This is a genomic window from Metabacillus halosaccharovorans (assembly GCF_002019635.1).
Lineage (GTDB): Bacteria > Bacillota > Bacilli > Bacillales > Bacillaceae > Metabacillus > Metabacillus halosaccharovorans.
Genome location: NZ_KV917371.1, coordinates 2,018,792 through 2,043,475, shown reverse-complemented (window position 1 = coordinate 2,043,475; position 24,684 = coordinate 2,018,792). Strand labels below are relative to the sequence as shown.

The 24,684-nt window shown below is 36.7% G+C and carries 23 protein-coding genes; 4 read left to right on the top strand and 19 right to left on the bottom strand.

The window, feature by feature from the left end; all coding sequences use genetic code 11:
- Positions 1-22: 22 nt before the first annotated feature.
- From BK577_RS09555 to BK577_RS09475, 17 genes are all read right to left on the bottom strand, one after another.
- Positions 23-547, bottom strand: coding sequence for a L,D-transpeptidase (locus BK577_RS09555; RefSeq protein WP_078432675.1), 525 nt, complete (start codon positions 545-547; stop codon positions 23-25).
- Between the two features lie 38 nt (positions 548-585).
- The gene (locus tag BK577_RS09550; protein WP_078432674.1) at positions 586-1,539 is read right to left on the bottom strand and encodes an aromatic acid exporter family protein; all 954 of its coding nucleotides are present in this window, start codon (positions 1,537-1,539) and stop codon (positions 586-588) included.
- Positions 1,540-1,638: 99 nt separating this feature from the next.
- On the bottom strand, positions 1,639-2,361 hold the full coding sequence (locus tag BK577_RS09545; RefSeq protein ID WP_078432673.1) for an amino acid ABC transporter ATP-binding protein: 723 nt from the start codon (positions 2,359-2,361) through the stop codon (positions 1,639-1,641).
- Positions 2,354-3,016: an amino acid ABC transporter permease gene (locus tag BK577_RS09540; protein ID WP_026558879.1), complete on the bottom strand. Its 663-nt coding sequence runs from the start codon at positions 3,014-3,016 to the stop codon at positions 2,354-2,356. Before BK577_RS09540 ends, BK577_RS09545 begins: the two co-directional genes overlap by 8 nt.
- A gap of 132 nt (positions 3,017-3,148) precedes the next feature.
- A complete protein-coding gene (locus tag BK577_RS09535) occupies positions 3,149-3,943 on the bottom strand; it encodes a transporter substrate-binding domain-containing protein (protein ID WP_078432672.1) in 795 nt (264 codons plus the stop codon).
- Between the two features lie 262 nt (positions 3,944-4,205).
- On the bottom strand, positions 4,206-4,643 hold the full coding sequence (locus BK577_RS09530; protein ID WP_078432671.1) for a BrxA/BrxB family bacilliredoxin: 438 nt from the start codon (positions 4,641-4,643) through the stop codon (positions 4,206-4,208).
- Between the two features lie 69 nt (positions 4,644-4,712).
- Complete coding sequence (meaB, locus tag BK577_RS09525; RefSeq protein ID WP_078432670.1) at positions 4,713-5,723, bottom strand: methylmalonyl Co-A mutase-associated GTPase MeaB; 1,011 nt, start codon at positions 5,721-5,723, stop codon at positions 4,713-4,715.
- The gene (scpA, locus tag BK577_RS09520; RefSeq protein ID WP_078432669.1) at positions 5,720-7,867 is read right to left on the bottom strand and encodes a methylmalonyl-CoA mutase; all 2,148 of its coding nucleotides are present in this window, start codon (positions 7,865-7,867) and stop codon (positions 5,720-5,722) included. Before scpA ends, meaB begins: the two co-directional genes overlap by 4 nt.
- Positions 7,864-9,762, bottom strand: coding sequence for a methylmalonyl-CoA mutase family protein (locus BK577_RS09515; protein WP_078432668.1), 1,899 nt, complete (start codon positions 9,760-9,762; stop codon positions 7,864-7,866). Before BK577_RS09515 ends, scpA begins: the two co-directional genes overlap by 4 nt.
- A gap of 241 nt (positions 9,763-10,003) precedes the next feature.
- On the bottom strand, positions 10,004-11,242 hold the full coding sequence (locus BK577_RS09510; protein WP_078432667.1) for a dihydrolipoamide acetyltransferase family protein: 1,239 nt from the start codon (positions 11,240-11,242) through the stop codon (positions 10,004-10,006).
- Positions 11,243-11,281: 39 nt separating this feature from the next.
- Positions 11,282-12,265 (bottom strand): alpha-ketoacid dehydrogenase subunit beta, encoded by a 984-nt coding sequence (locus BK577_RS09505; protein ID WP_078432666.1) that lies wholly within the window; start codon positions 12,263-12,265, stop codon positions 11,282-11,284.
- A gap of 12 nt (positions 12,266-12,277) precedes the next feature.
- On the bottom strand, positions 12,278-13,270 hold the full coding sequence (locus BK577_RS09500) for a thiamine pyrophosphate-dependent dehydrogenase E1 component subunit alpha (protein ID WP_078432665.1): 993 nt from the start codon (positions 13,268-13,270) through the stop codon (positions 12,278-12,280).
- A 77-nt stretch (positions 13,271-13,347) separates the two neighbouring features.
- The gene (lpdA, locus tag BK577_RS09495; protein WP_078432664.1) at positions 13,348-14,769 is read right to left on the bottom strand and encodes a dihydrolipoyl dehydrogenase; all 1,422 of its coding nucleotides are present in this window, start codon (positions 14,767-14,769) and stop codon (positions 13,348-13,350) included.
- A gap of 125 nt (positions 14,770-14,894) precedes the next feature.
- On the bottom strand, positions 14,895-16,001 hold the full coding sequence (buk, locus tag BK577_RS09490; protein WP_078432663.1) for a butyrate kinase: 1,107 nt from the start codon (positions 15,999-16,001) through the stop codon (positions 14,895-14,897).
- 194 nt (positions 16,002-16,195) lie between these two features.
- Positions 16,196-17,293: a branched-chain amino acid dehydrogenase gene (gene bcd / locus BK577_RS09485; RefSeq protein WP_078432662.1), complete on the bottom strand. Its 1,098-nt coding sequence runs from the start codon at positions 17,291-17,293 to the stop codon at positions 16,196-16,198.
- A 21-nt stretch (positions 17,294-17,314) separates the two neighbouring features.
- A complete protein-coding gene (gene yqiS / locus BK577_RS09480; RefSeq protein WP_078432661.1) occupies positions 17,315-18,211 on the bottom strand; it encodes a phosphate butyryltransferase in 897 nt (298 codons plus the stop codon).
- Between the two features lie 317 nt (positions 18,212-18,528).
- On the bottom strand, positions 18,529-20,601 hold the full coding sequence (locus BK577_RS09475) for a sigma-54 interaction domain-containing protein (protein ID WP_078432660.1): 2,073 nt from the start codon (positions 20,599-20,601) through the stop codon (positions 18,529-18,531).
- 254 nt (positions 20,602-20,855) lie between these two features.
- Between BK577_RS09475 and BK577_RS09470 the strand changes: the two genes are divergently transcribed.
- Positions 20,856-21,098 carry a DUF2627 domain-containing protein gene (locus tag BK577_RS09470; protein ID WP_078432659.1) on the top strand — a complete coding sequence of 81 codons (243 nt, stop codon included), beginning with the start codon at positions 20,856-20,858 and terminating at the stop codon, positions 21,096-21,098.
- Between the two features lie 198 nt (positions 21,099-21,296).
- Here the strand turns inward: BK577_RS09470 and BK577_RS09465 are convergent, their stop codons facing one another.
- Positions 21,297-22,046, bottom strand: coding sequence for a glycerophosphodiester phosphodiesterase (locus BK577_RS09465; RefSeq protein WP_078432658.1), 750 nt, complete (start codon positions 22,044-22,046; stop codon positions 21,297-21,299).
- Positions 22,047-22,095: 49 nt separating this feature from the next.
- On the opposite strand from BK577_RS09465, the gene BK577_RS09460 reads away from it, so the two are divergent.
- The 3 genes from BK577_RS09460 (at position 22,096) to BK577_RS09450 (ending at position 23,722) form a co-directional block, all read left to right on the top strand.
- On the top strand, positions 22,096-22,242 hold the full coding sequence (locus tag BK577_RS09460) for a YycC family protein (protein ID WP_078432657.1): 147 nt from the start codon (positions 22,096-22,098) through the stop codon (positions 22,240-22,242).
- A gap of 193 nt (positions 22,243-22,435) precedes the next feature.
- A complete protein-coding gene (locus BK577_RS09455) occupies positions 22,436-23,410 on the top strand; it encodes a ketoacyl-ACP synthase III (protein WP_078432656.1) in 975 nt (324 codons plus the stop codon).
- A 93-nt stretch (positions 23,411-23,503) separates the two neighbouring features.
- On the top strand, positions 23,504-23,722 hold the full coding sequence (locus BK577_RS09450) for a helix-turn-helix domain-containing protein (RefSeq protein ID WP_169908181.1): 219 nt from the start codon (positions 23,504-23,506) through the stop codon (positions 23,720-23,722).
- A gap of 150 nt (positions 23,723-23,872) precedes the next feature.
- Here BK577_RS09450 and spo0A read toward each other — a convergent pair whose 3' ends face one another.
- On the bottom strand, positions 23,873-24,661 hold the full coding sequence (gene spo0A, locus BK577_RS09445) for a sporulation transcription factor Spo0A (protein WP_078432654.1): 789 nt from the start codon (positions 24,659-24,661) through the stop codon (positions 23,873-23,875).
- Positions 24,662-24,684: the final 23 nt, after the last annotated feature.

Below are 24,684 nucleotides of genomic sequence, written 5' to 3'. Positions count from 1 at the left end.
TAAAAAAGAGCCTGACCTCAATTTATTGAGGTGCAGACTCTTTTTGTATTGCTCCATTTTCGATAGCCAGCTGTTCAAACGATCGGTCAGAATTTGTAATGAAAACTTTTGTACCTAGAGGAATATTTTCGTAAATAGCTTCCACTTTTTTGTTTTGCAATCTTACACAGCCCTGTGTAACATAGGAGCCTATTGATTTATCATTGTTTGTCCCGTGTATTCCATATGTCCGTCCATCTGTTCCTTCAGCATCAAACCCAATCCACCTGGTCCCAAGCGGATTTCTTTTGTCACCGCCAGGGATGTCCTTTTTACGATAATATGGATCAACTGCTTTAACGGTTACGGTAAATTCCCCTTCAGGAGTAAGCTCTTCTGTTATACCAGTCGCCACTTGATAGATCTCTTTTATTTCATTTTCATGTACAAATGCCATCTCATTTTTTTGTTTATTAATAATGAGATAAGGATCACCAGGCATGGGATTTTCTCCAAGAGGCCAAATTGGGGATTGAACGATAAAAAGAAAAAGAAGCAAATATCTCATTTCATCAGCATCCTTTTTCCCTTAATATGATCACTACTTCAAGGTTCCATTCCTTTAAAATGACTTTTAATAATAAGATATTGCTCCATCTCTCTTACAAAGTGATACAAAGCTGCTCTTGCTTCAAATTCCTCTCTGGTTTTCGGTAGATCCATTTCTTCAAAAGACTTCTTCATGTTAAGTAGCTGGACTAAAAACTTATGAGCAGTATTGCCTGGATGGATATTTTCCTTAAGTTCATGTAGAAAGTCAGCAATCATTTTACTTTGTTCGACTGCAATATGTATAGATGTAATACTGGGAATGACGCGCTCGATAATTTCAAATTGTTTTTCTCTCATTTTAAAATAGTGATAATATGAATTTTCATGACGTAAAAAATGATTTTCCACATCACGAAATGCCAATGTTTTTGCCTCATTTATCAGCTGTGCTGTTATGGTAATTTCTTTTCCATCCCATTTTCTATCTTTTTGAATCAGATAAAGTTCAATTTCTTGAAAAATACTTGCTAAATTCTCTTCAATTTGAATTTGATAGTTTTTTAATTTCTTCTCAACACTCGGCATATACAAATTCATCACCAATGCAACCCCAATACCTATTGTTACTAGTAAAAATTCATTCCCAATAACTTGAAAGGTAATGTGATTTGTACTATAAAGATGAAAAATAACGACCGTACTTGTTACAATGCCTTGAGTTGCTTTTACGATGACAGTTGCAGGAATAAATAGTAGTAATAATAAACCTATAATTAACGGATGATAAGCAATTCCCTCAAAGAAAATAAAAGAAAAAATCATAGCAAGGGAACAGGCTAGGAATCGTTCCCACGAACTCCTGAGTGATTTCTTTTTTGTTACTTGTATGCATAAAATGGTGATAATTCCTGCAGATGTATAATACTCCAAGCCGATCAACTGTGCCAGTATAATCGAAATCGTAGTACCCAAAGCTGTTTTTGCCGTACGGTAACCTATTTTGAACATAAAAAACTCCTTAACATATCATTCTGTTGAATATTTTACACTATTAACAAAAAAAGATGATCAATATGACCACCTTTTTTTCAAATATATACATCTTTTTTAAAGCATTTTCTCTAAGAATTCCTGTGCACGTTTTGTCTTTGGTGTTGTGAAGAAATCACCAGGAGGTGCGTCTTCAACCAATAACCCTCCGTCTAAGAAAAGAACTCGATCTGCGACTTCTTTTGCAAAGCCCATTTCATGTGTAACGATAGCCATCGTCATCCCGGTTTGCGCTAAATCCTTCATTACTTCCAGAACTTCTTTTACCATCTCCGGATCCAGTGCAGATGTTGGCTCATCAAATAACATAACATCTGGATTCATCGCAAGTGCTCTCGCAATGGCGACCCTTTGCTTTTGCCCTCCCGATAAACGATTAGGATATGAATCAGCCTTTTCTAGAAGACCTACTTTTTTCAATAAATCATTCCCTTTCTCCTCAGCTTCCTGTTTGGAGAAACCCTTAACCGTAATTGGTGCATACGTAATATTATCCAGTACGGTTTTATGAGGAAAAAGATGAAAATGCTGAAACACCATTCCTACATTTTGTCTAACTTTTGCAATATCTGTTTTACGATCCGTTATATCGATACTATTGATATGAATTTTACCATCAGTAGGTTTTTCTAATAAATTCAAGCAACGTAAAAAGGTTGATTTCCCTGAACCGGAAGGACCAATGATGGCAATTACCTCACCTGAAGCAATTGTCGTTGATATCCCTTTTAAAACGTCTAATTTCCCGTATGATTTATGCAAATTGTCTACTTTAATCACTTCGTCTCATTCTCCCTTCTATTCCCTTACCAAGAAGTGTTAAGAACATGACTAATAGATAATAAATTAATCCTGCAAAAATTAATGGTGCAAAATAATTATAAGAATCTGCTCCAACTTGATATGCTCTTCTCATAATATCTTGTACACCGATTACCGTTACAATAGCTGATTCTTTTGTTAGTGTAATAAATTCATTCATTAATGCAGGTAAGATGTTTTTAAATGCTTGTGGTAAGATAATGTCCTTCATCATTTTTGAATAAGGAACACCTAATGCCATTGATGCCTCTTGTTGACCTTTATCTATTGCATTAATTCCAGCACGAATAATCTCTGAAATATATGCTCCCGAATTTAATGTAAAGGCAGCAACTGCAGCTGGATATGGGTCAATTGGAAACCCGAGAATTTGCGGTAAACCAAAATAAATAATCAATAATTGCAGAACAAGAGGAGTCCCTCTAAAAATAGAAGTATACGCATCTGCAATCCACATTAACGGTTTAATTCGACTTATCTTAAATAAAGCAAGGATAATTCCCCACACGAATCCAAGCAACAAGGATAAGACAACAATTTTTAAAGTTACCCAGATTCCCTCTAGAATAAAGGGAAGTGAAGGAACAATTGAAGAAAAATTCAAAATATCCATTTCCTTCTCTAACTCCTTTCCATTTCAATATTTAGTACTGATAAAAGAAACTGTCATCCATAAAAAAGGGCTGACTCAAGCTTAAGGGAATCCCTTCTGAGTTAGCCTCTCTCTATCAATTCCAATTTACCCTTATTCCTGCCCACCAAACCATTTTACGATTAATTCGTCAAGCTCGCCGTTTTCTTTCATTTCATTTAAAGCTTTATTAAACTCTTCTGTATATTCGCTTCCTTTTTGGAATGCAATCGCTGAACCAGCTTCTTCTGCTGAATCAAGTGTAAATCCTGTTAATTGATCATCTTTTGCAAAATAGCCTTCAGCAACTTTATCTTCAATAATAGCAGCGTCAATTCGGCCTGATTTCATTTCTTGAACTAATTCAGAGATTTTATTGCGATTTTCGATTTTAAGATTGACTTCTTCTGAAATTTCAGTTGCTTTTTCTTCTTGAATAGATCCTAATTGAACCCCAATTGTTTTACCTTCTAATTCCTCAACTGTTTTTATTTCCTTGTCTTTAAGTGAAACGATCATATGTTTTGCACTATAGTAAACATCTGAGAAATCTACGTTTTCTTCACGCTCTGGTGTTGGTGTCATACCTGATAGAACGATATCAATTTGTTTTGCTTGTAATGCAGGAATCAAACTATTAAAATCCATATCTTGAATTTCAACTTCATATCCGGTTTTTTCTGCTAGAGCATTTACTAAATCAATATCAAAACCAATGATGTCACTGCCTTTTGCCGTATCAATATATTCAAAAGGAGGATAATCAGCAGATGTTGCCATCTTTAATACTTTTTTGTCCTCTCCTTCTGCACCAGATGAAGTATCATTTCCTTCCTGCTCAGCTGTTCCGCAAGCAGCTAGTAAACCTACAACTAATAAGCTTATAATGAATAACGAAAGTTTCTTCATTTTAGTTTCCTCCTATAATGTATTATCTTTTTAGTATTATCTACATATGTACGATAATCTATCTAATATTTATTCGATAATTTGTATTTTATCACAGGTTAATATTTATGCAATCAATATTTATAAAAATGTATTTATAAAAATATTATGATGATTAAAACTTTTCCGAAAAAGTGAATAAACCCGCAAAAACATTGTATATATTATCCAAAAATAAAGAGACATGTGACCATCACCATGTCTCTTTGACTTTTTTCATGTATTATACTTCTTCACAATACTCGTCAAAAGCTGATTGCAACTTCGCTACAACTGACATCGGATCATGACCTTCAATTTCATGACGTTCAACCATTGTCAGCAGCTTTCCATCCTTCAATAAAGCAAATGATGGAGATGAAGGCGGGTACCCTGTGAACATTTCACGTGCCCTTGCAGTTGCATCCTTATCTTGACCCGCAAATACAGTAACCAGTTGATCAGGGCGTTTGTCATAATGAACAGCATGTGCTGCAGCTGGTCTCGCGATACCGCCGGCACAACCACAAACACTGTTAACCATTACAAGTGTTGTTCCTTTTTTATTCAGTACCTCATCAACCTCTTCCGGACTTGTAAGTTCTGTATAACCTGCTGCAACGATTTCTTTACGAGCTTGTTGGACAACATCATTCATAAATAAATTAAAATCCATGTTCAAAAAAATCTCTCCTTTATCATCAATAAATCTATTTTACCAAGCTTTCTATTAAATGAGCAAATAGATCGCTTATCGTTTATGTTCTATATACATTTGTACTAATTCCAGCGCAGCTCTGCTTACATGTTTCGTCCCTGTTTTAACCGTTTGTTCAGCTAAATTAAGCTCTTTTTTTATAAGCGGTTGATCGTAAAAATGACGAAATAACTCTTGTTTGATTAGGTCATGTAGCCAATTTAATTGTTGTTCACTGCGTCTTTGATAAAAAAGATTGCTTTTTTTTGTTTGTTTCTCAAAGTCTTTCACGATTTCCCATATGTCCACGATCCCTGTTCCCTCATATGCTGAAGCAGTAACAGCCCTTGTTTCCCAGTCTTTTGTATAGGATGTTAAAAAGTGAAGAATAGAGTTATATTCACTTTTTGCTTTGTTAGCCCTGGACATATTTTCTCCATCTGCTTTGTTCACTACAACTAAATCTGGTAGCTCCATAATTCCTTTTTTCATCGTTTGTAATTCATCACCGGCTCCGGTTAATACGAGTAGAAGGAAAAAATCAACCATTTCCCGTACAACAAATTCTCCTTGCCCTACCCCCATCGTTTCAACAAGAATTATATTATATCCGGCGGCTTCACATAAAATGATCGTTTCTCTTGTTTTCCTACTAACTCCACCAAGATTTCCACCGGAGGGAGAGGGTCTAATATAAGCATTTGGATGCTTTGACAATCTCTCCATCCTTGTTTTATCTCCCATTATACTTCCTTTAGAAACTTGACTTGTCGGATCGATGGCAAGAACAGCCACACGGTATCCTTGTTCACAAAGATACATTCCAAACGAGTCAATGAACGTACTTTTACCTGCACCTGGAACACCTGTTATTCCAATACGAATTGTTGAATTCTTTTTTTGAAGCAATGATTCTATTATTTTTTGTGCTTTTTCAAAATGTTGCTTTGCATTGCTTTCTACCAATGTAATGGCTTGTGCTAGTAAACCCCGGTCTCCTCTTTCAATTCCTGTTATAAGCTGTTCTACAGGAGTGTCCGTTTTTTTCTTTACGAACTTTTTCATTCGCCGACTTCCTCATATCCAAGTCTTTCAAAAATTTTGTTTACTACTTTTGTGGCAGCAACAGGGATGACAGTTCCTGGTCCGAAAATTTCTGCAGCTCCTTTATCCATTAATTCTTCATAATCCTGGTATGGGATTACTCCGCCAATAATAACAAGTATATCTTCCCTACCAAGCTTTCTTAATTCATCCACTAATTGCGGCAATAATGTTTTGTGACCTGCCGCTAATGAGCTCATACCTACTACATGAACATCATTTTCTACAGCTTGTGCAGCTGTTTCTTCAGGTGTTTGAAAAAGTGGACCGATATCAACATCAAAGCCCAGATCTGCAAATGCAGTTGAGATTACCTTCGCTCCTCTATCATGGCCGTCTTGACCCATTTTTGCAATTAAAATCCTTGGTCGTCTTCCTTCAAGTTGATAGAATTGATCCGTTAATTCTCTTACTTTCTTTATTTCATCTTCGTTAGTAAATTCGGAACTATACACACCACTAATTGTACGTATCATCGCTTGATGACGTTTTGAAACCTTCTCAATCGCAAAGGAAATTTCACCTAAAGTAGCCCTATGTCTTGCCGCTTCAACAGCTAATTCCAACAAATTTCCCGCTTTTTCTGCAGCACATTTAGTTAATGCCTGCAGTGCCTTTGTCACTTTTCTATCATCTCGATTTGCTTTTAATTGTTTAATCTTTGCAATTTGCTTATTTCTTACTTCTTGATTATCGATTGACAGTATATCGATCGGTTCCTCTTGCTCTAACTTAAATTTATTTACACCAATGATTGCTTCTTGACCTGAATCAATTTTCGCCTGTCTCCGGGCAGCAGCTTCCTCAATTTTCATCTTTGGCAATCCTATTTCAATTGCCTTCGTCATCCCGCCCAGCTCCTCAATTTCTTTCATATGCAGCTTCGCTCTTTCGATTAAAGAATGGGTGAGTGATTCAACATAATAAGAACCACCCCAAGGATCAATCACATCACAGATCCCAGTTTCATGCTGAAGGTAAAGTTGTGTATTTCGAGCGATCCTTGCTGAAAAATCAGTTGGCAATGCAATTGCTTCATCTAATGCATTGGTGTGAAGAGACTGGGTATGCCCCATTGCAGCTGCATGGGCCTCGATACATGTACGAACAACATTATTATAAGGATCTTGCTCTGTTAAGCTCCATCCCGATGTTTGAGAATGGGTTCTTAAGGCTGTTGACTTAGGATTTCTCGGTTGAAACTCTTTTACAATCGATGTCCATAAGAAGCGGGCGGCCCTCATCTTTGCTACTTCCATGAAGTAATTCATTCCTATTGCCCAGAAAAATGACAACCTAGGGGCAAACTGGTCAATATCCAGACCGGCTTTAAGACCGGTACGAATATATTCAAGGCCATCTGCAAGCGTATAAGCAAGTTCAAGATCGGCAGGTGCTCCCGCTTCTTGCATATGGTAGCCGGATATACTAATGCTATTAAATTTCGGCATGTTTTTCGATGTATATTCAAAAATATCTCCTATAATTTTCATAGACATGTCAGGTGGGTAAATATAGGTATTCCGAACCATATATTCTTTTAAAATATCGTTCTGAATTGTGCCAGTAAGCTTTTCTATTGGAACTCCCTGTTCTTCTGCTGTCACGATATAAAAAGCCATGATAGGTAGTACCGCACCGTTCATTGTCATAGAGACAGACATCTCATCTAATGGTATGCCATCAAATAATTGCTTCATATCTAAGATTGAATCGATCGCGACACCTGCCTTTCCAACATCTCCAGTTACCCGAGGATGATCAGAATCATAGCCCCTATGTGTTGCCAAATCAAACGCAACAGATAGCCCCTTTTGTCCCATCTCTAAATTTCTTCGGTAAAATTTATTACTTTCTTCTGCTGTTGAAAATCCGGCATACTGTCTTATCGTCCATGGCCGATTCACATACATTGTCGAATATGGTCCTCTTACAAAAGGTTCTATCCCTGGAAGAGACCCTAGATGTTGAAGAGAAGATAAATCACGTTCATCATAGTGACTCTTTATATTAATTTGCTCATTTGTTAAGTAGGTTTTATTTTTTGTATTTTGCTCATGTTTAAATTGAACGAATGGAGAATTAGATAGATCACGTCTTTTCATTCTTTACTAACCCCCAAAATATTATGGATGTTTAGCAGAAATTGATAGATATCATCATGCAAAGAAATCACTCCGGATAGGTTGAGGTTATCTGTCATTTCTTTTTCATTCCCCATGATATAAATGTAGAGGGATGGATTATCTTTCCTTAACTGTTGAATATATGAGGAATCTACAACTTGAACATCTTCTTTTTTACCGCATAGAATAACAACTTGTAGGTTAGGTAAAGCTCTTAGGTCGTCCCAAGAGGTAAGTTCAATTTCAATTCCTCCTGCTGCTAAGATTCCACTAATATGATCAAGGCTTGGTTTATAGTCCTTTAACTTTCCAAATGTAATGATCCCAACTTTAACAAAACGACCTTTTTCTTTGGCTTTTTCAGCCTGAAAACGAAGCCTCTCAAAATGTTCTACTAACCTTTGACATTGAATGGGAATAATATGAAGTTTCTCTTTTTGGTTGTCACCTTTTATTGTTGGTACCCTTTTCTCTTTACCAATATAGGTTAGCGCTTCCTGAAATGAAGGATTAATCTCTGTTAGATTGTTGGGTTTTTCACCTTTTTCTTCCTTCCTTATCGTTACTTTTTCATTTGTTAGAGCATACGTATTTGTTCCGATGACTAATTTATCTCTATTATTTACTACCGCCATTCGTTTTTCCCTCATCTTCTCGAGCTCATGCTGAATGGTTCCCTGTTTTAATTGAGGTAAAAACCCTCCATCTTGTTCAATTTCTTTTATTTTCTCCCATGCTTCCATCCCAAGTTGTTTCGTTATTGTTTCAACATAATAAGAACCAGCAGATGGATCAACAACCTTTGATAGTAAACTTTCTTCATTCAATATAAAATATGTGTTCCTTGCTATTCTTTCTGCCAGAATACTAGATTGATTTAACACATGATCAAAAGGTAAAATTGTTATCTCATTAACTCCAGCAAGAACTGCAGAAAAACTTTCTGTTGTTGTACGAAGCAAGTTGACATGAGTATCAAATGCGGTTTTGTTAAAGGTTGTTGTAATAGCGTGTAAGTTAACTTTAAGCTCTTGTGCATTTCCACCATATGCTTGAACAATCGAAGCCCATATATTCCTTGCCGCTCGTAACTTAGCGATTTCCATAAAAAAATTTGATCCAACACCAAGGGAGATTGTTAATGAGTTCTCAATACTTTCAAATGAAATACCCCTATTTGTAAGCTCATTAATGAGATCAATCACTTGAGAAAAAGTAAAAACTAACTCTTGAAGTGCATTTGCTCCCGCTTCACTATAGATATTTCCTTTTATTAATAGACAACGAACATGTCCTTCATTTGCGGCAGACCATTTTATCGTATCAGCCAAAAAATCCATTTTAGTTCCAAGTGAAACCTTACTTACCCCTTCAAGTAAAAGCTCCTCATAAGGATCAAAGCTAATCGTTCCAACAACACGTTTAAATTGATGCTGCATTTTTTGGTGGTGAAAGAACAAAGGTGTAAATCCTATGTTTTCTCCCACATCAATAAAAACAACATCCTCAGTCCAATTTATTGAAGTAAAAGCTTCAACTATATCTTGTTCTCTTTCTAAATAATCAATGTTTGTCATATAGAAGGAGTGTTGACCTCTTTTTTTTGCGTAGATTATTTTTTCTTTTAAATCTTGGGGATCTTTTGCTGATATTAATTGACTGATTTTTAATTGATGATCTTTTCCTATTAGATTTGTTCTACTAATTACATTATGTTCTAAATCTAATTCATCGTATAACGTTTTGATAGATATTCCTTCATCAGAGATTTTCATTAAATTTTCTATGGGTTTCCCTCTTAATGATTTTTCCACTTCTTTTTTCCATGTTTTATGTTTCTCCCTAGTTACCGATGTTATCTGTTCCTCCTCCATATTGCACCTCCAAATTGGAGGCCCACCCCCTTTGAACTTTTACCATATATCATATTATGCGGGCTTCCTTGTAGATAATTACTTTAGGAAAATCGGAATCACAACAAAAAGTATGCGCTTACATTTATTTATAATCTTATTCTATTATAATTTTCTCATCACAGCAATGAACTTTCCTATGTTTTTCATTTTCATTACTATAAAAAAAGTAACCGAAAAATCGATTACTTTTTTTGATGTGTTAATAAATTGGCGTTGTTTTTTTGGTTGTATGTTCAAGGATCTCTTTGACTCTTGAAAGGAAACGACCGCTTACTAATCCATCAAGAATTCTATGATCTAAGGACATACATAAATTCACCATGTCTCTTACTGCAATCATCCCATCAATAATAACTGGACGTTTCACAATGGATTCGACCTGAACAATCGCTGCTTGGGGATAATTAATAATTCCCATTGATTGGACAGATCCAAATGAACCGGTATTATTAACTGTAAAAGTACCTCCCTGCATATCTTCTGAGGTTAACTTTCCGTTTCTTACCTTATATGCTAAATCAGTGATATCTCTTGCAATTCCTTTGATTGTTTTTTCATCTGCATGTTTTATAACAGGCACATATAAGGAATCCTCAGTTGCAACCGCAATTGAAATATTAATATCCTTCTTTTGAATAATTTTATCACCAGCCCACATTGAGTTAATTTGCGGGAATTCTTTTAAAGCTTGTGCAACAGCTTTTACAAAGAAGGCAAAAAAGGTTAGATTAAATCCTTCAGTTTTCTTAAAATCATCTTTTATTGAGTTTCTATACTTAACAAGCTCAGTCACGTCCACTTCCATCATCATCCAGGCATGTGGAATTTCTTGTTTACTTCTTACCATATTGGCAGCAATTGCTTTTCTTACACCTGATACTGGTATTTCACGATCACCTGTTTGAGCTGTAACAGGTGCTGAGACTTTAGAAGATTTTATTTGCACAGGCATTTCTTCTTTTGCAGCTGGAGCAGGTATTGAGCCTGATTCAATTATTTTCAATAAATCTTTTCGTGTAATCCGTCCACCCGCACCGGTACCATTAACTTGTTCAAGATTTATATCATGTTCTTGTGCAAGTTTTAGGACTGCAGGGGAATATCTTTTTTTGTTTTGATTATTTTGGGGTGACTCACTTAAATGTTCAATTTGTTCTTTTATTTTCGAAGGTTGATCTTTTATTTCTACTGACTCACCCTCAACTTCGATGTGACAAATAACATCTCCCACATCTAAAGTGTCCCCTTCATTTGCAATAAGCTCCTTAATGACACCGCTAAATGAAGAGGGTACTTCTGCATTGACCTTATCTGTCATAACCTCTGCTAACGGGGCATACTTTTCTACCTTTTCACCAACAGAAACGAGCCACTTACTAATGGTACCTTCTGTCACACTTTCCCCTAACTGGGGCATTTTAATTTCTTCTATAGCCACAATGGAACCTCCTCGGTTAAAAGGCTTTTCTACAAATTATTAAAACTCAGCTAATTTACGTATTGCTTCCTCAACTTTGTCGGGATTCATCATAAAGAATTTTTCCATCGTCGGAGCATAAGGCATCGCTGGTACATCAGGACCTGCTAGTCTCATAATTGGAGCATCCAAATCAAATAAACAGTTTTCCGCAATGATGGCTGATACCTCACCAATTATACTTCCTTCTTTATTATCTTCTGTGACAAGTAATACTTTACCGGTTTTGGAAGCAGCTTCAATAATTGTTTCTTTATCTAGTGGGTATACTGTACGTAAATCAACTACATGAACAGAAATACCATCATTTGACAAGCGCTCAGCAGCTTGAAGAGCAAAGTGGACACATAACCCATACGTTATAACTGTTACGTCATCTCCTTCACGCTTCACATCTGCTTTTCCAATTGGCAATACATAATCATCAGTTGGTACCTCACCTTTTATTAAACGATATGCACGTTTATGTTCAAAGAAAAGAACCGGGTCATCATCACGTATCGCTGCTTTTAAAAGCCCTTTGGCATCATATGGTGTTGACGGAATAACGATTTTAAGTCCTGGTTGATTCGCGAACATCGCTTCGACAGATTGAGAATGATATAAAGCTCCATGCACTCCACCACCAAATGGTGCTCGAATTGTTATAGGACAACTCCAATCATTGTTCGATCGATATCTAATTTTAGCCGCCTCTGAAACGATTTGATTTACAGCAGGCATAATAAAATCAGCAAATTGCATTTCTGCTACTGGTCTCATCCCGTACATAGCTGCACCAATACCAACACCAGCGATGGCTGATTCAGCAAGTGGTGTATCTATTACGCGAGCTTCACCGAATTGGTCATACAGACCTGCAGTTGCTTTAAAAACGCCACCTTTCTTGCCGACATCTTCGCCTAATACAAAAACATTTTCGTCGCGCTCCATCTCTTCACGCATTGCCATTGTAATGGCTTCAATATACGATATAACAGCCATATTTTCTCCCCCCTACTCAGCATACACATATTTTAAAGCGTGATTTGGATCCGCATATGGAGCCGCTTCTGCATATTCGGTTGCCTCATTCACAATTGTCATTATGTTATCGATGATTTCTTTTTCTTTTTCATCTGTTAAAATTCCAAGTGATGTTAAATACTGGGCAAACGTTAAGACCGGATCATTTTTCTTTGCTTCAGCCACTTCGTTTTGCTCCCGGTAACTTCGATCATCATCATCACTTGAATGTGGTGTTAAGCGATATGATATTGTTTCAATTAATGTAGGACCCTCTCCACGACGTCCCCGATCTGCTGCTTCTTTTACAGCACGATACACTTCAAGTGGATCATTACCATCTACAGTTTCACCGTGCATTCCATATCCGATTGCTCGATCTGAAATCTTCTCACATGCAACTTGCTTATCATAAGGAACAGAAATAGCATACTTGTTATTTTCACACATGAAAATAACAGGCAGTTTATGAACTGCTGCAAAATTCGCTCCCTCATGGAAATCCCCCTGATTTGATGAACCTTCACCAAAGGTCACAAATGTAACTAAATTCTTCTTTTGCAGTCTCCCTGCAAGGGCGATACCAACCGCATGGGGAACTTGAGTTGTAACAGGTGAGGATCCGGTGACAATTCTATTTTTCTTTTGACCGAAATGTCCAGGCATCTGTCTTCCACCCGAATTTGGATCCTCTGCTTTCGCAAAGCCTGAAAGCATGAGATCTTTTGCAGTCATACCGAACCTTAAAATAACTCCCATATCTCTATAGTAGGGAAGCACATAATCTACTTTACGGTCTAGTGCAAAAGCTGCTCCCACTTGAGCTGCTTCCTGTCCTTGACAGGAAATAACAAATGGAATTTTACCGGCACGATTTAAAAGCCACATCCGTTCATCAATTTTTCTTGCTAACAACATTGTTTCATACATATTTAATACATCTTCATCAGTAAGGTTTAACATTTGATGACGATTTTCTGTCATTTGTATACCTCCTAGTTTAAAAGCGTAAGCGCCCGTTCAGCGACCACCGTCTCTGATCATGTACTTACACTTCACTATTAAAAATGAATTGCTTTGCCATCAACAGCAAGTGCTGCTTCACCAATTGCCTCAGATAATGTCGGGTGCGGATGAATGGTGTGTGAAATCTCCCACGGTGTGGCATCTAGGACTTTCGCAAGACCTGCTTCAGATATCATGTCTGTTACATGTGGTCCAATCATATGGACTCCTAATAAGTCATCTGATTCCTCATCTACGACAAGTTTGACAAATCCATCTGTCTCGCCAAATACAAGGGCCTTCCCAATCGCCTTAAAAGGAAATTTACCAATCTTCACTTTATATCCTTTTTCTTTCGCTTCATCTTCAGTAAACCCTACACTAGATGCCTCAGGCGAGCTGTAAATACATTTGGATATCAATGTCTGATCCATAGGGATTGGATTCTTTCCTGCTATATGCTCCACAGCAATAATCCCTTCATGTGAGGCTACATGTGCTAACTGTAATCCACCAATAACATCACCAATTGCATAAATGTGAGTTTCCTTCGTTTGATAAAACTGATTAGTGTTTATAAAACCTTTTTCTAGCTGAATATCTGTATTTTCAAGACCAATTCCCTCGACATTTGGATTTCGACCAACAGATATGAGCATAATATCTGCTGCAAATTCTATTTGTTCACCCTGATACTCAGCGTGAATGGTTACACCATTTTCCTTGTTAATTGTCTCCGGTAATACCCTTGTACTTGTATAAATGTTTACACCCTTTTTTGTCATTAATCGAGTCATTTCTTTTGAAATTTCTTTATCTTCTGTCGGAAGGATGCGGTCAGCATATTCACAAAGAGTTACACTAACTCCAAAGTCTGAAAGCATTGAAGCCCATTCAATACCGATCACACCACCACCAACAATAATGACTGATTTTGGTAGGGATGTTAATTCCAGAGCTTCATCAGAACTTATAATCGTTTTACCATCGATTTCTAGTCCATCAAGACTTCTAGGCCTTGAACCCGTAGCAATAATGACATTCTTAGGAATAAGCATTTCATTTTCAGTTCCATTGTTCATCTCTACCGAAATCGTACCGGGCATTGGTGAGAAAATGGATGGGCCTAGAATTCGTCCGAATCCTTCATAAATATCAATTTTTCCTTTTTTCATTAATTGCTGAACACCTTGATGCAATTGATCAACAATTGCTTGTTTTCGCTCTTGTACCTTCAAAAAATTAAGCTTAACATCTGATGTTTCTACACCGAATTGATCACCTTTTTTTGCAGTGGTGAAAACTTCTGCACTTCTTAATAATGCTTTACTAGGGATACACCCTTTATGAAGGCAGGTTCCTCCAAGCTTTCCCTTCTCCACAATCGCTGTTTTAAGCCCAAGCTGTGAAGCCCGTATTGCAGCAACATAGCCACCGGTCCCTCCACCAAGAATAACCAAATCGTAATCAGTAGCCACTTTCATACACTCCTTCATTTGTAGGAAGCAACAAATATTTTTTATAAAGAACATCTGCTGTTCTACATCTTTTCTACCACTTCTTTATGCCAGTTAGGCTAAGGTGTCCGATGTTGCTTTAACATTTAAAAAACCTTTGACACCATTTTCTCATTCGGATAATGTTTGGCTTCCTCTTCTTTTCTTAATACTCGGAGTGCACCTTCAGCTAACGCCTGCAGCTCATTTTCACCCGGAAACACATAAACATCTGCAATCCAATCAACATACGATGAAATCTCCTTCACAAAGGTTTTTCCATATGCTAATCCTCCAGTTAATACGATTGCATCAACCTTACCTTTTAAAACTGCACTTGCAGAGCCAATTTCTTTTGCAATTTGATAGGCCATTGCATTATAAATTAATGTTGCTTTTTGATCCCCTGCTTTAATCATTTTCTCTACCTTTGTTGCATCATTCGTGCCTAAATATCCGACTAATCCGCCATGTCCTACAAGCTTCTTCATCATTTCTTCCCGGTAAAAGTCTCCAGAATAACACATTGCTACAAGGTCCCCTGCCGGTACAGTCCCTGCTCTCTCGGGACTAAATGGTCCGTCACCATGCAAACCGTTATTCACATCAATAACACGACCGTTCTTATGAGCACCAACAGTGATACCTCCACCCATATGAGTAATGATTAAGTTTAAATCTTCATATTTTTTATTGAGATCTGCCGCCACTCTACGTGCAACTGCTTTTTGATTTAATGCATGAAAAATACTTCTTCTCTGAATAGAAGGAATACCTGATATTTTCGCGATTTCTTGCATTTCATCCACAACCACCGGGTCTACGATATAAGCTGGGATATTTAAGGCAGCAGCAATTTCAAAAGCTATAATGCCACCTAAATTACAAGCATGCTGTCCAGCAAAACCTTTTCTTAAATCCTCAATCATCTCGTCATTAACTGTGTATGTGCCGCCCTCAATTGGACGAAGGAGTCCACCGCGGGCACAGACCGCATTTAATTTTGAGATGTTAATCCCTTCTTCATCTAATGTTTCAAGGATGGTTTGTTTCCGAAATTCGTATTGATCAATAATAGTCGAAAACGTATTAAGTTTTTCAGCATCATGCCGAAGTGTTTTCTCAAATATAGATCTTTTATTGTCAAACACACCAATTTTTGTTGAGGTTGAACCTGGATTTATGACAAGTATTCGATATTCATTGCTCAGCAATTGGCCAAAACCTCCGTAGTCATTCAATCATTTTATTTATTACTTCTATATGTACAGCTTCTTCCCTGAGGTTTTTTTGAGATGAAGATTAATGCACTGAATTAACCTCAACAAAATGGCTTCCGGACATTTACTGAATTAAAATGTACTAGTTGTTAAGGTTAATCCCCTAATTTTGTTCATTATTAAGATCATTAAGATCTTCGACTTAAAATATGATGACCGTTTTGTAAGAATTGGCTACGGGAGTTTCTCATTCTCTCAATTCTTTCTTCTGCCAAACGATCAGCAGCTTTGTATGTTGGAATACCATCTCGTTTTGCTATTTCAATAACCCGTGAGATATTATTGTAGATTGTTTCCACTTTTTTGAGCGCTCTTTCACTATTGTAACCATACAATTCGTCAGCAACATTGATTACACCGCCTGCATTAATAACATAATCAGGGGCATATACAATGCCCAATTCATGAATTACATCACCATGCTTTGTATCTTTTAATTGATTATTTGCCGCACCCGCAATAACTTTTGCTTTTAATTGGGGAATCGTAACATCATTTATTGTTGCTCCTAATGCACATGGTGCATAAATATCGCAATCAACACTATAAATATCGTTTGGTTCAACAGCCTTAGCATTAAAATCTTCTACAGCTCTTCGAACAGCTTCCTGATTAATATCCGTTACTATTAATTTTGCTCCCTCTTCATGGAGATGCTTGCAAAGATTATATGCAACATTTCCTACACCTTGTACTGCGACAACTTTTCCTTCAAGAGAATCTGTACCAAATGCTTCTTTTGCAGCAGCTTTCATCCCTCTGTATACTCCAAAAGCCGTAACCGGTGAAGGATTGCCCGATGAACCAAATGCAGGAGAAATTCCTGTTACATAATCTGTTTCCTCATGAATGAGATCCATATCTGCAACAGTAGTCCCAACATCCTCAGCAGTAATATAGCGACCATTCAGTCCTTGAATATACCGGCCGAATGCTCTGAACAATTCTTCATTTTTATCTTTTCTAGGGTCGCCAATTATAACTGTTTTTCCGCCTCCCAGATTTAAACCTGCCGCAGCATTTTTATATGTCATCCCACGAGCAAGACGAAGTGCATCCTCTATTGCTTCTTCCTCTGAAGCATATGTCCACATTCGTGTTCCACCTAGGGCAGGGCCTAATGTTGTATCGTGAATAGCAATAATGGCTTTTAATCCAGATTGTTTATCTTGGCAAAATACCAATTGTTCATAGTCATATTGCTCCATATATTTGAAAATTTCCATGATGTGTTTCCTCCTAAGGTTTTACTTTTCTGAAGAACATAGCGCCAAGGCTAACGAATATAGTTTACTTTCAGAATTGTCAGATCGGCTTGTTAGGACAATTGGAGCCTTTGCTCCCGCGATTACTGCTCCCACCTTAGCTTTTGCAAAATAAATCAATGATTTATAGAGAACATTTCCTGCCTCAATGCTAGGAACCAAGAGGATGTCAACTTGCCCTGCAACTTCACTTGTGATTCCTTTATGTTGTGCCGCAAGAAGAGAGACCGCATTATCAAGTGCTAAAGGGCCATCAATCACACAATTTTGAATTTGACCTCTCTTATACATCATTGTAAGTGCTGCTGCATCAAGGGTTGCTTTCATAGATGAATTAACAACCTCTACGGCTGCGATTGCTGCAACCTTTGGTACAGATACTCCGATTGACCGCGCAACATTTATAGCATTTACAACGATCTGCTCTTTTTGTTGTAAATCCGGTTCAATGTTCATTGCTGCATCTGTCACAAAAACTGCTTTAGAAAATCCTGGAATGTCAAACATAGCAACATGAGATAAAACTCTTCTTGTCCTTAAGCCATATTCCTTATTTAAAACAGCCTTTAAAAGAATTGATGTTGGGATATGTCCTTTCATAAGAACTGATGCCTCATTTTGATGAACAGCTCTTACAGCAAGCTCTGCAGCTTGTTGTTGAGATCGAGATTGAATGATTTGAACCATTTCTTTTTTTATTCCTTTTTTGTCCAACAAAAGTTCAATTTCATCCTTTTGGCCAAAAAGCATGAAATGAGCTAAATCTCGATTAATTGCCTCTGCTACCGCTTCTATGACCTCTTCATCCTCAGCTGATGCCACAGCTACACTTTGACCTTTTATTTTTGCTGCTTCTATAAGCAGGTTTTCCAACTTCATTCACATTCATTTCCTTCCAAAACATCAGTTTGACCATCAACTAATTGTTCTTAAATAAATATAAGCAAGAAGTATGCCAAAATAGTAAACCTTGTCCCCATTTTAAGTTGAGTGATTAAAAAATACTCAATCACATTTATGTATGAAAAAAAGAGTAGAAAAACCGTGGCTTGTCGCTATATTTATTTACGAAAGCCATAGCTTTTCTAAAGCATGATCCATAGATTTCTTACACTTTCAATTATGCAAAGAGAGACTTCTTCATTTATCCTTCTTTATCATATAACGATCATGCACCTTTTTGCAAACTATGAATTCTATTGCATGCTATTGTTTGCAAGATTATATTTTTCCATTTTGTAATAAAGACTTCTTAATGAAATTCCTAAAGCTTTTGCTGTTTGTGTTCGATTATATTCATGAAACTCCAAAGATCGTTTTATAACATCTGCCTCAACTCGTTCAACTGCCTCAGCAAGTGTTTCTTCATTATTATGGACAAATGATTTATTTTCTTGTACTTTTCTTTCATGTCGAGAAAGTTGAAGTATTGGAATATGCTTTTCACTTATCGTAGTTTCTTGATATTCCATAAAAATAATTGCTCTTCCCAAGACATTTTCAAGCTCCCTAACATTTCCCGGCCAATGATACTGAATAAGCTGATTGATGGCCTGTGAAGTTAAGCTTTCAATATTCCTTCCATAATCTTGATTTAATTTTCGAAGCAAACGTTCACATAATGCCGGTATATCTTCCTTACGATCTCTTAATGGTGGAATGGAGATTGGATATCGATTTAGTCGATAATACAAATCCTCCCTAAAGCTTCCTTCAGCCATCGCCTTTTCAATATTTACATTTGTAGCTGCAATTACGCGTACATTTACAGCAATTGGCTTAGTTCCTCCAACTCTGACAATTTCATTTTCTTGCAATACCCGTAATAGCTTTGCCTGCATATTAGCTGAAAGCTCACCTATCTCGTCTAAAAAGATACTTCCATTATTCGATTCTTCGAAGAATCCCTTTTTTCCGCCTCGTTTAGCTCCTGAAAAAGCCCCCTCATCATAACCAAACAGTTCACTTTCAAGAAGGTTCTCGGAAATCGCAGCACAATTAACTCGAATAAACTTATTGTATTTCCTGTCACTTGCATTATGGATTGCATGGGCAAATAGCTCTTTTCCTGTACCCGATTCCCCTCTCAGCAAGACAGTTGCAGGTGTTTTGGCTCCTAATTTCGCTTGTTCAATTGCCATTTTCATTTCGTCACTTACACCAATAATATCTTCAAATGAATATTTCGCTTCTAACGTTCGAATAATTTGCCGAGCCCTGTTTAGTTCAGTTGTTAAGGTCTGTATTTCAGACATATCATGAATGACTCCAACACTTCCTTTTAGCTTACCGCTAACAATAACTGGTGCAACATTAACAATCACATCTTTTTTAGCCGGTCCAACTTTCATTCTGGCCCCGCGTACAGCACGCCTCGTTTGTAATACCTTCATATGCATACTCTCACCCTCTGAAATATCAGCTGTTGCAGGTTTACCTATTACTTGATCTTCAGTTAGCCCTGTTAACCTTGAATATGCACGGTTAATAAGGATTCCTCTACCTTCCTCATCAACAACCGAAATAGCTTCTTCAGAAGATTGAATAATCGCTTCAAGCATCATCTGAATATCTTTTAAATTTGTGACTTCCTCTGCTAAATTCACAACCTCGGTAATATCTTTAAACAACGACAATGCACCAAGCAGATTTCCAGATTCATCGATCATTGGAATTCTCGTTGTAATAATCTTCAAACCATTTTCCAGGACTTGTTCTTGATTTATTTCAACTTCACGGGTTTTTAATGTTCTGCCAAGCTTACTTGATGAGATTACCTTTTTTATATTTAAACCTATTGCTTTTTCGCGGGGAAAACCGGTAATTTTTTCAGCCATTTTATTGAACAAAATGATTTTTTCGTTTATATCAATAACAATCATTCCATCATTTGTCGAATTAAAGATCGTTTGCTGTTTATACGTTTCTTCTTTAAGTCTTGCAATCAATTCCTCTTTTTCTTCAACAAGCTCAGAAATGATTAGTGCTACAGATCCGGGAATGATCATCATATCAGAATGCTTTACATTTTGTAATTTTTGCATCACTTCGTTAGAACCTGTTGCCTCAATAATTATATTGAGGTTAGAATTCATGAACGGTTCCCATTTTGTACTTGTTTGTATGCCTCGCTTTTTTGCATATTCTATCCCTGGTGCTAGCTCATTTTGGTCAATAACAGCAACTACTTTCATAATTGATGTTTCAACCATTCTCTTTAATAGCGCCAAACCAGCTTTACCTGCCCCAACTATCATAACTCGCTGCATAAAAATCTATCCCCTTTGTACACATCGGAATGACCGTACTCTTAAATTCAAACATTTGCAATTTTTTGCACACCTTTATCATATCGCATAAGAATGCTACTTGACAAACAAGGAGAAGAAACAGACAATTATTTATAGTTTGAGAAACTTAGCTTGTTGCCAAGTTCTAATTGGAGAAAGCCTCAGTTTCCTTATACTATCATCCATAAAATATATATAATTTCTTATCGTATAGAAGAAAGGACGCCTGCTTTATGTCAAGAATCATTGCTCTAATTATTATGGTTATTCCAGGATTAATTGCTGCTTACGGTATTAAACTTATGCGTGATATGACATTTGGAATTCTTCAGCCTCCTATCCCCTTTTTATGGGTACAGTTTTTAATAGGACTACTATTTTTTCTTGGCGGTCTTTCATTTGTCGCAGGATTTATTTTTTACAGAGATCGAAAACGAAATAAGGTTCAAAAAAAATTCAGCAGAGTCCAGAAATAGAATTTCAAGAACAAAAGCGCAAGCGCCTTGATCAGCCTAGGGCAAATAAGACGATTCAGAATGGAAGGCGTTCTTTGCCTTCCATTCTAAGTTGGCTTATGACCTCGAGGGGCTAGGCGATGGAGCTGGATTCCGAGACTTATCCACAGTACAAAGAATTTTATAGTTTTCCTAAGCAATAAAACAAAAAGAGTGAACCTAAATTGGATCACTCTTTTTGTTTGTATTTTTTCTCTGCTCGATAGCCCTTTCGGGAAAGTCCGTAATAAAAGCGGTACACTCATTTTTCATTAAATCGATCATTATCTTCTCTTCATTGACTGTAAACGGTCTTACGGAAACTTGATGAAGTTTAGAATTCTCAATGATTTCCCGGTTTACAGCGTAATAATGCGGGTGCACCCCTGAAGCACCAACCTCCTTCACGTATTCCCAAGGCTTATATAGCCTCTCCATATACAATATAGCCGTTTCGATCTCACCTGTAAGCTCCGCACATTTCACTAAGCTATAATGATTAAAAGAGGATATAATCGTCCGTTTTTCAAGATTAAATTTTTGAACTAGTTCAATCGTTCTTTCCTCAATCATAGGATATTCAATTATTCCATTCTTTAATTCGATATTGATTAAAAATGAAGGAAGAGTCGCTACCCATTTTAATACTTCCTCAAGAGTAGGAATTTTGACTTGTCCAGTATATTGTGAAAAAGTATAGCTTGCGTCTAACTTTAAAATGTCAGATAATAACAACTCCCCAACAAAACCGGACCCATCTGTCGTTCGATCAACTGTCTCATCGTGAATAACAACAAGTTCACCGTCTTTTGTCATTTGAACATCTAACTCAATACCATCTGCCCCAGCCTGATAAGCTGCAATAAACGATGTCATCGTATTTTCAGGGTAAGTACCAGCTGCTCCCCGATGTCCAAAAATTAATGTCATCTTGAATACACCTTCTTTTCATGTAAAATAAATGTAGGAGGTTGATCTTATGAAACCATTGCAAATTTCTGCTGAGACAGCTCAGAAGCTGGCCAAATCACTCAATGTTCCTCTCGAACAAATTATGCATATGCCACAGCATATCCTTATTTCAAAGCTTGCTGAACTTAACAAAAGCGAAGAAGAAAAGAAATAATCCTGCAAACCCCTTATTTTTCTAATAAAAGTAAGGGGTTTGCTATACACTCCTTCCTCATTTTTTTCCCTTTATAACATTCTCCGTACATATCATCTTTTCCTTTATGACAACAATTAATATCTAAATTAGTACCAAGTAATAGAAATAGATGTTATGATAAGGTTATTAAAACCCCGATGAGGTGAATCAAATGTTTTCAAATGCTCGAATAACAGCTATTGGATCTTATGTACCTGAACGAGTGATAACGAACCATGATTTCGAAAAAATGATCGATACAAATGATGAGTGGATAACAAAGAGAACAGGCATTAAAGAGCGAAGATTCGCAGCAGAAAATGAATTTACAAGTGATCTTTGTATGAAGGCAATAGAAGATTTAATCATACGCTATAACAAAGAAATTAGTGATGTTGATTTTATAATTGTAAGTACCATTTCACCGGATTATCAAACACCAAGTGTAGCTTCCTATATACAAGGAAAATTAGGCATTCAAAATGCAGGAGCAATTGATTTAAATGCAGCTTGTGCTGGTTTTACCTATGGACTTCATATGGCAAATGCATTAATTACTAGTGGAATTCATAAAAAGGTTCTTGTCATTGGGGCAGAAACCATCTCAAAAATGACAGATTTTTCTGATCGGACCACTTGCATCTTATTTGGAGATGGTGCAGGGGTAGTACTTGTTGAAGAAGATCAAAATGGGCATTTCCTTGCCTCTTCTGTTCATTCCGAAGGAGAAAAAGCGATTCACCTTTATAGTACAAACTTATCACATACTATGTTTCAACAAAATCTTGAACATAAAAGACAACTTGTCCAAAATGGCAGAGAAGTATATAAATGGGCTGTTACAACTGTCCCTAAGTATATGAATACCCTGCTTTCAACAACAAACCTGACAATAGACGATATAGATTGGTTTATTCCACATAGTGCGAATTTAAGAATGATCGAATCCATCTGTGAGAAAAGCGGATTTAGTATAGAAAAGACTATTTACAGTATGGTCAATTACGGAAATACATCAGCAGCTTCAATCCCATTATCTTTAGATTTAGGAATTAAAGAAGGACAAATTAAAGTTGGAGATACATTATTACTCTACGGCTTTGGTGGTGGTCTTTCTCATTCCGGTCAGGTTATAAAATGGGGTTAGGTTTAATAAATTACAAAAAATGTAAATACCCCATATAAAAGTTTCAATTTATTTTGTATTGTGCTATGCTTGACTAGAAGCGAGGTGTCAAATTTGGCAGCATATAAAGCAAAGAAAAGTAATTTAAAAGCACTTTTAACCAAAAGTAACACTGAGCTTGATGTTTTGGCGGCAAATACAAACATTCCACTGGAACAATTACATGGCTATTTAGACAAAAAAGTCATGAACTTGAACAATGCAATGACAATCTCAAAAGCACTAAATTGTAATATAGAAGACCTTTATGTTTGGAAGGTTGCCGGAGAGTGATTAGATTCACTCTTTTTTTTTTAAAAAAAAAACAAAAAGGCCTCCTTATTCCTCAATCCTTCGATTAATAGGAGACCTTTAATTAGTTAGTACTAAAAATGTATTTATCGGACACATGTACAATTAACTTCAACCGCTTGATTTGCGAGATTAGCTTGCTTTATGTTCCAAACGAAGTTTATCAGCTACCATTGCAATAAACTCTGAATTTGTTGGTTTTGCTTTTGTCATGCTTACCGTGTAACCAAAAAGAGATGAGATTGATTCGATGTTACCTCGGCTCCATGCTACCTCAATTGCATGGCGAATGGCACGCTCCACTCTGGATGCAGTTGTATTATATTTTTTCGCAATGTCCGGATACAATACTTTTGTAATTGAACCTAATAATTCAATATCATTGTAAACCATAGAAATAGCTTCACGTAAATATAAATACCCTTTAATATGTGCAGGAACTCCAATTTCATGGATAATACTTGTAATACTTGCATCTAAGTTTTTCCCTTTAGATTGAGGTTCACTTGTTCTAATGGATGAACTTGATCGCTTTATAATTGGTGCTGCATTTCCACTGACTTGACGGATGTGACTTGCCAGCCCTTCCATATCAAATGGTTTTAAAATAAAGTAAGCAGCCCCTAAATCAACAGCTTTCTTTGTTACATCCTCCTGGCCAAATGCTGTTAGCATGATAACATTCGGTTGGGGACGATCCATTTGTCTAAGTTTTTCTAAAACACCTAAACCGTCTAAGTGAGGCATAATAATATCTAATACTAATACATCGGGATCTTTATCTTTTAACATTGTTAAACATTCTTGACCATTATATGCTACACCAAGAACTTCAATATCATCCTGACTTGAAAGATACTCCTCCAATAAACCTACAAGCTCTCGGTTATCATCAACTATACAAACTTTTATTTTTCCCACAAAAACTTCCTCCTCAGTGTTGA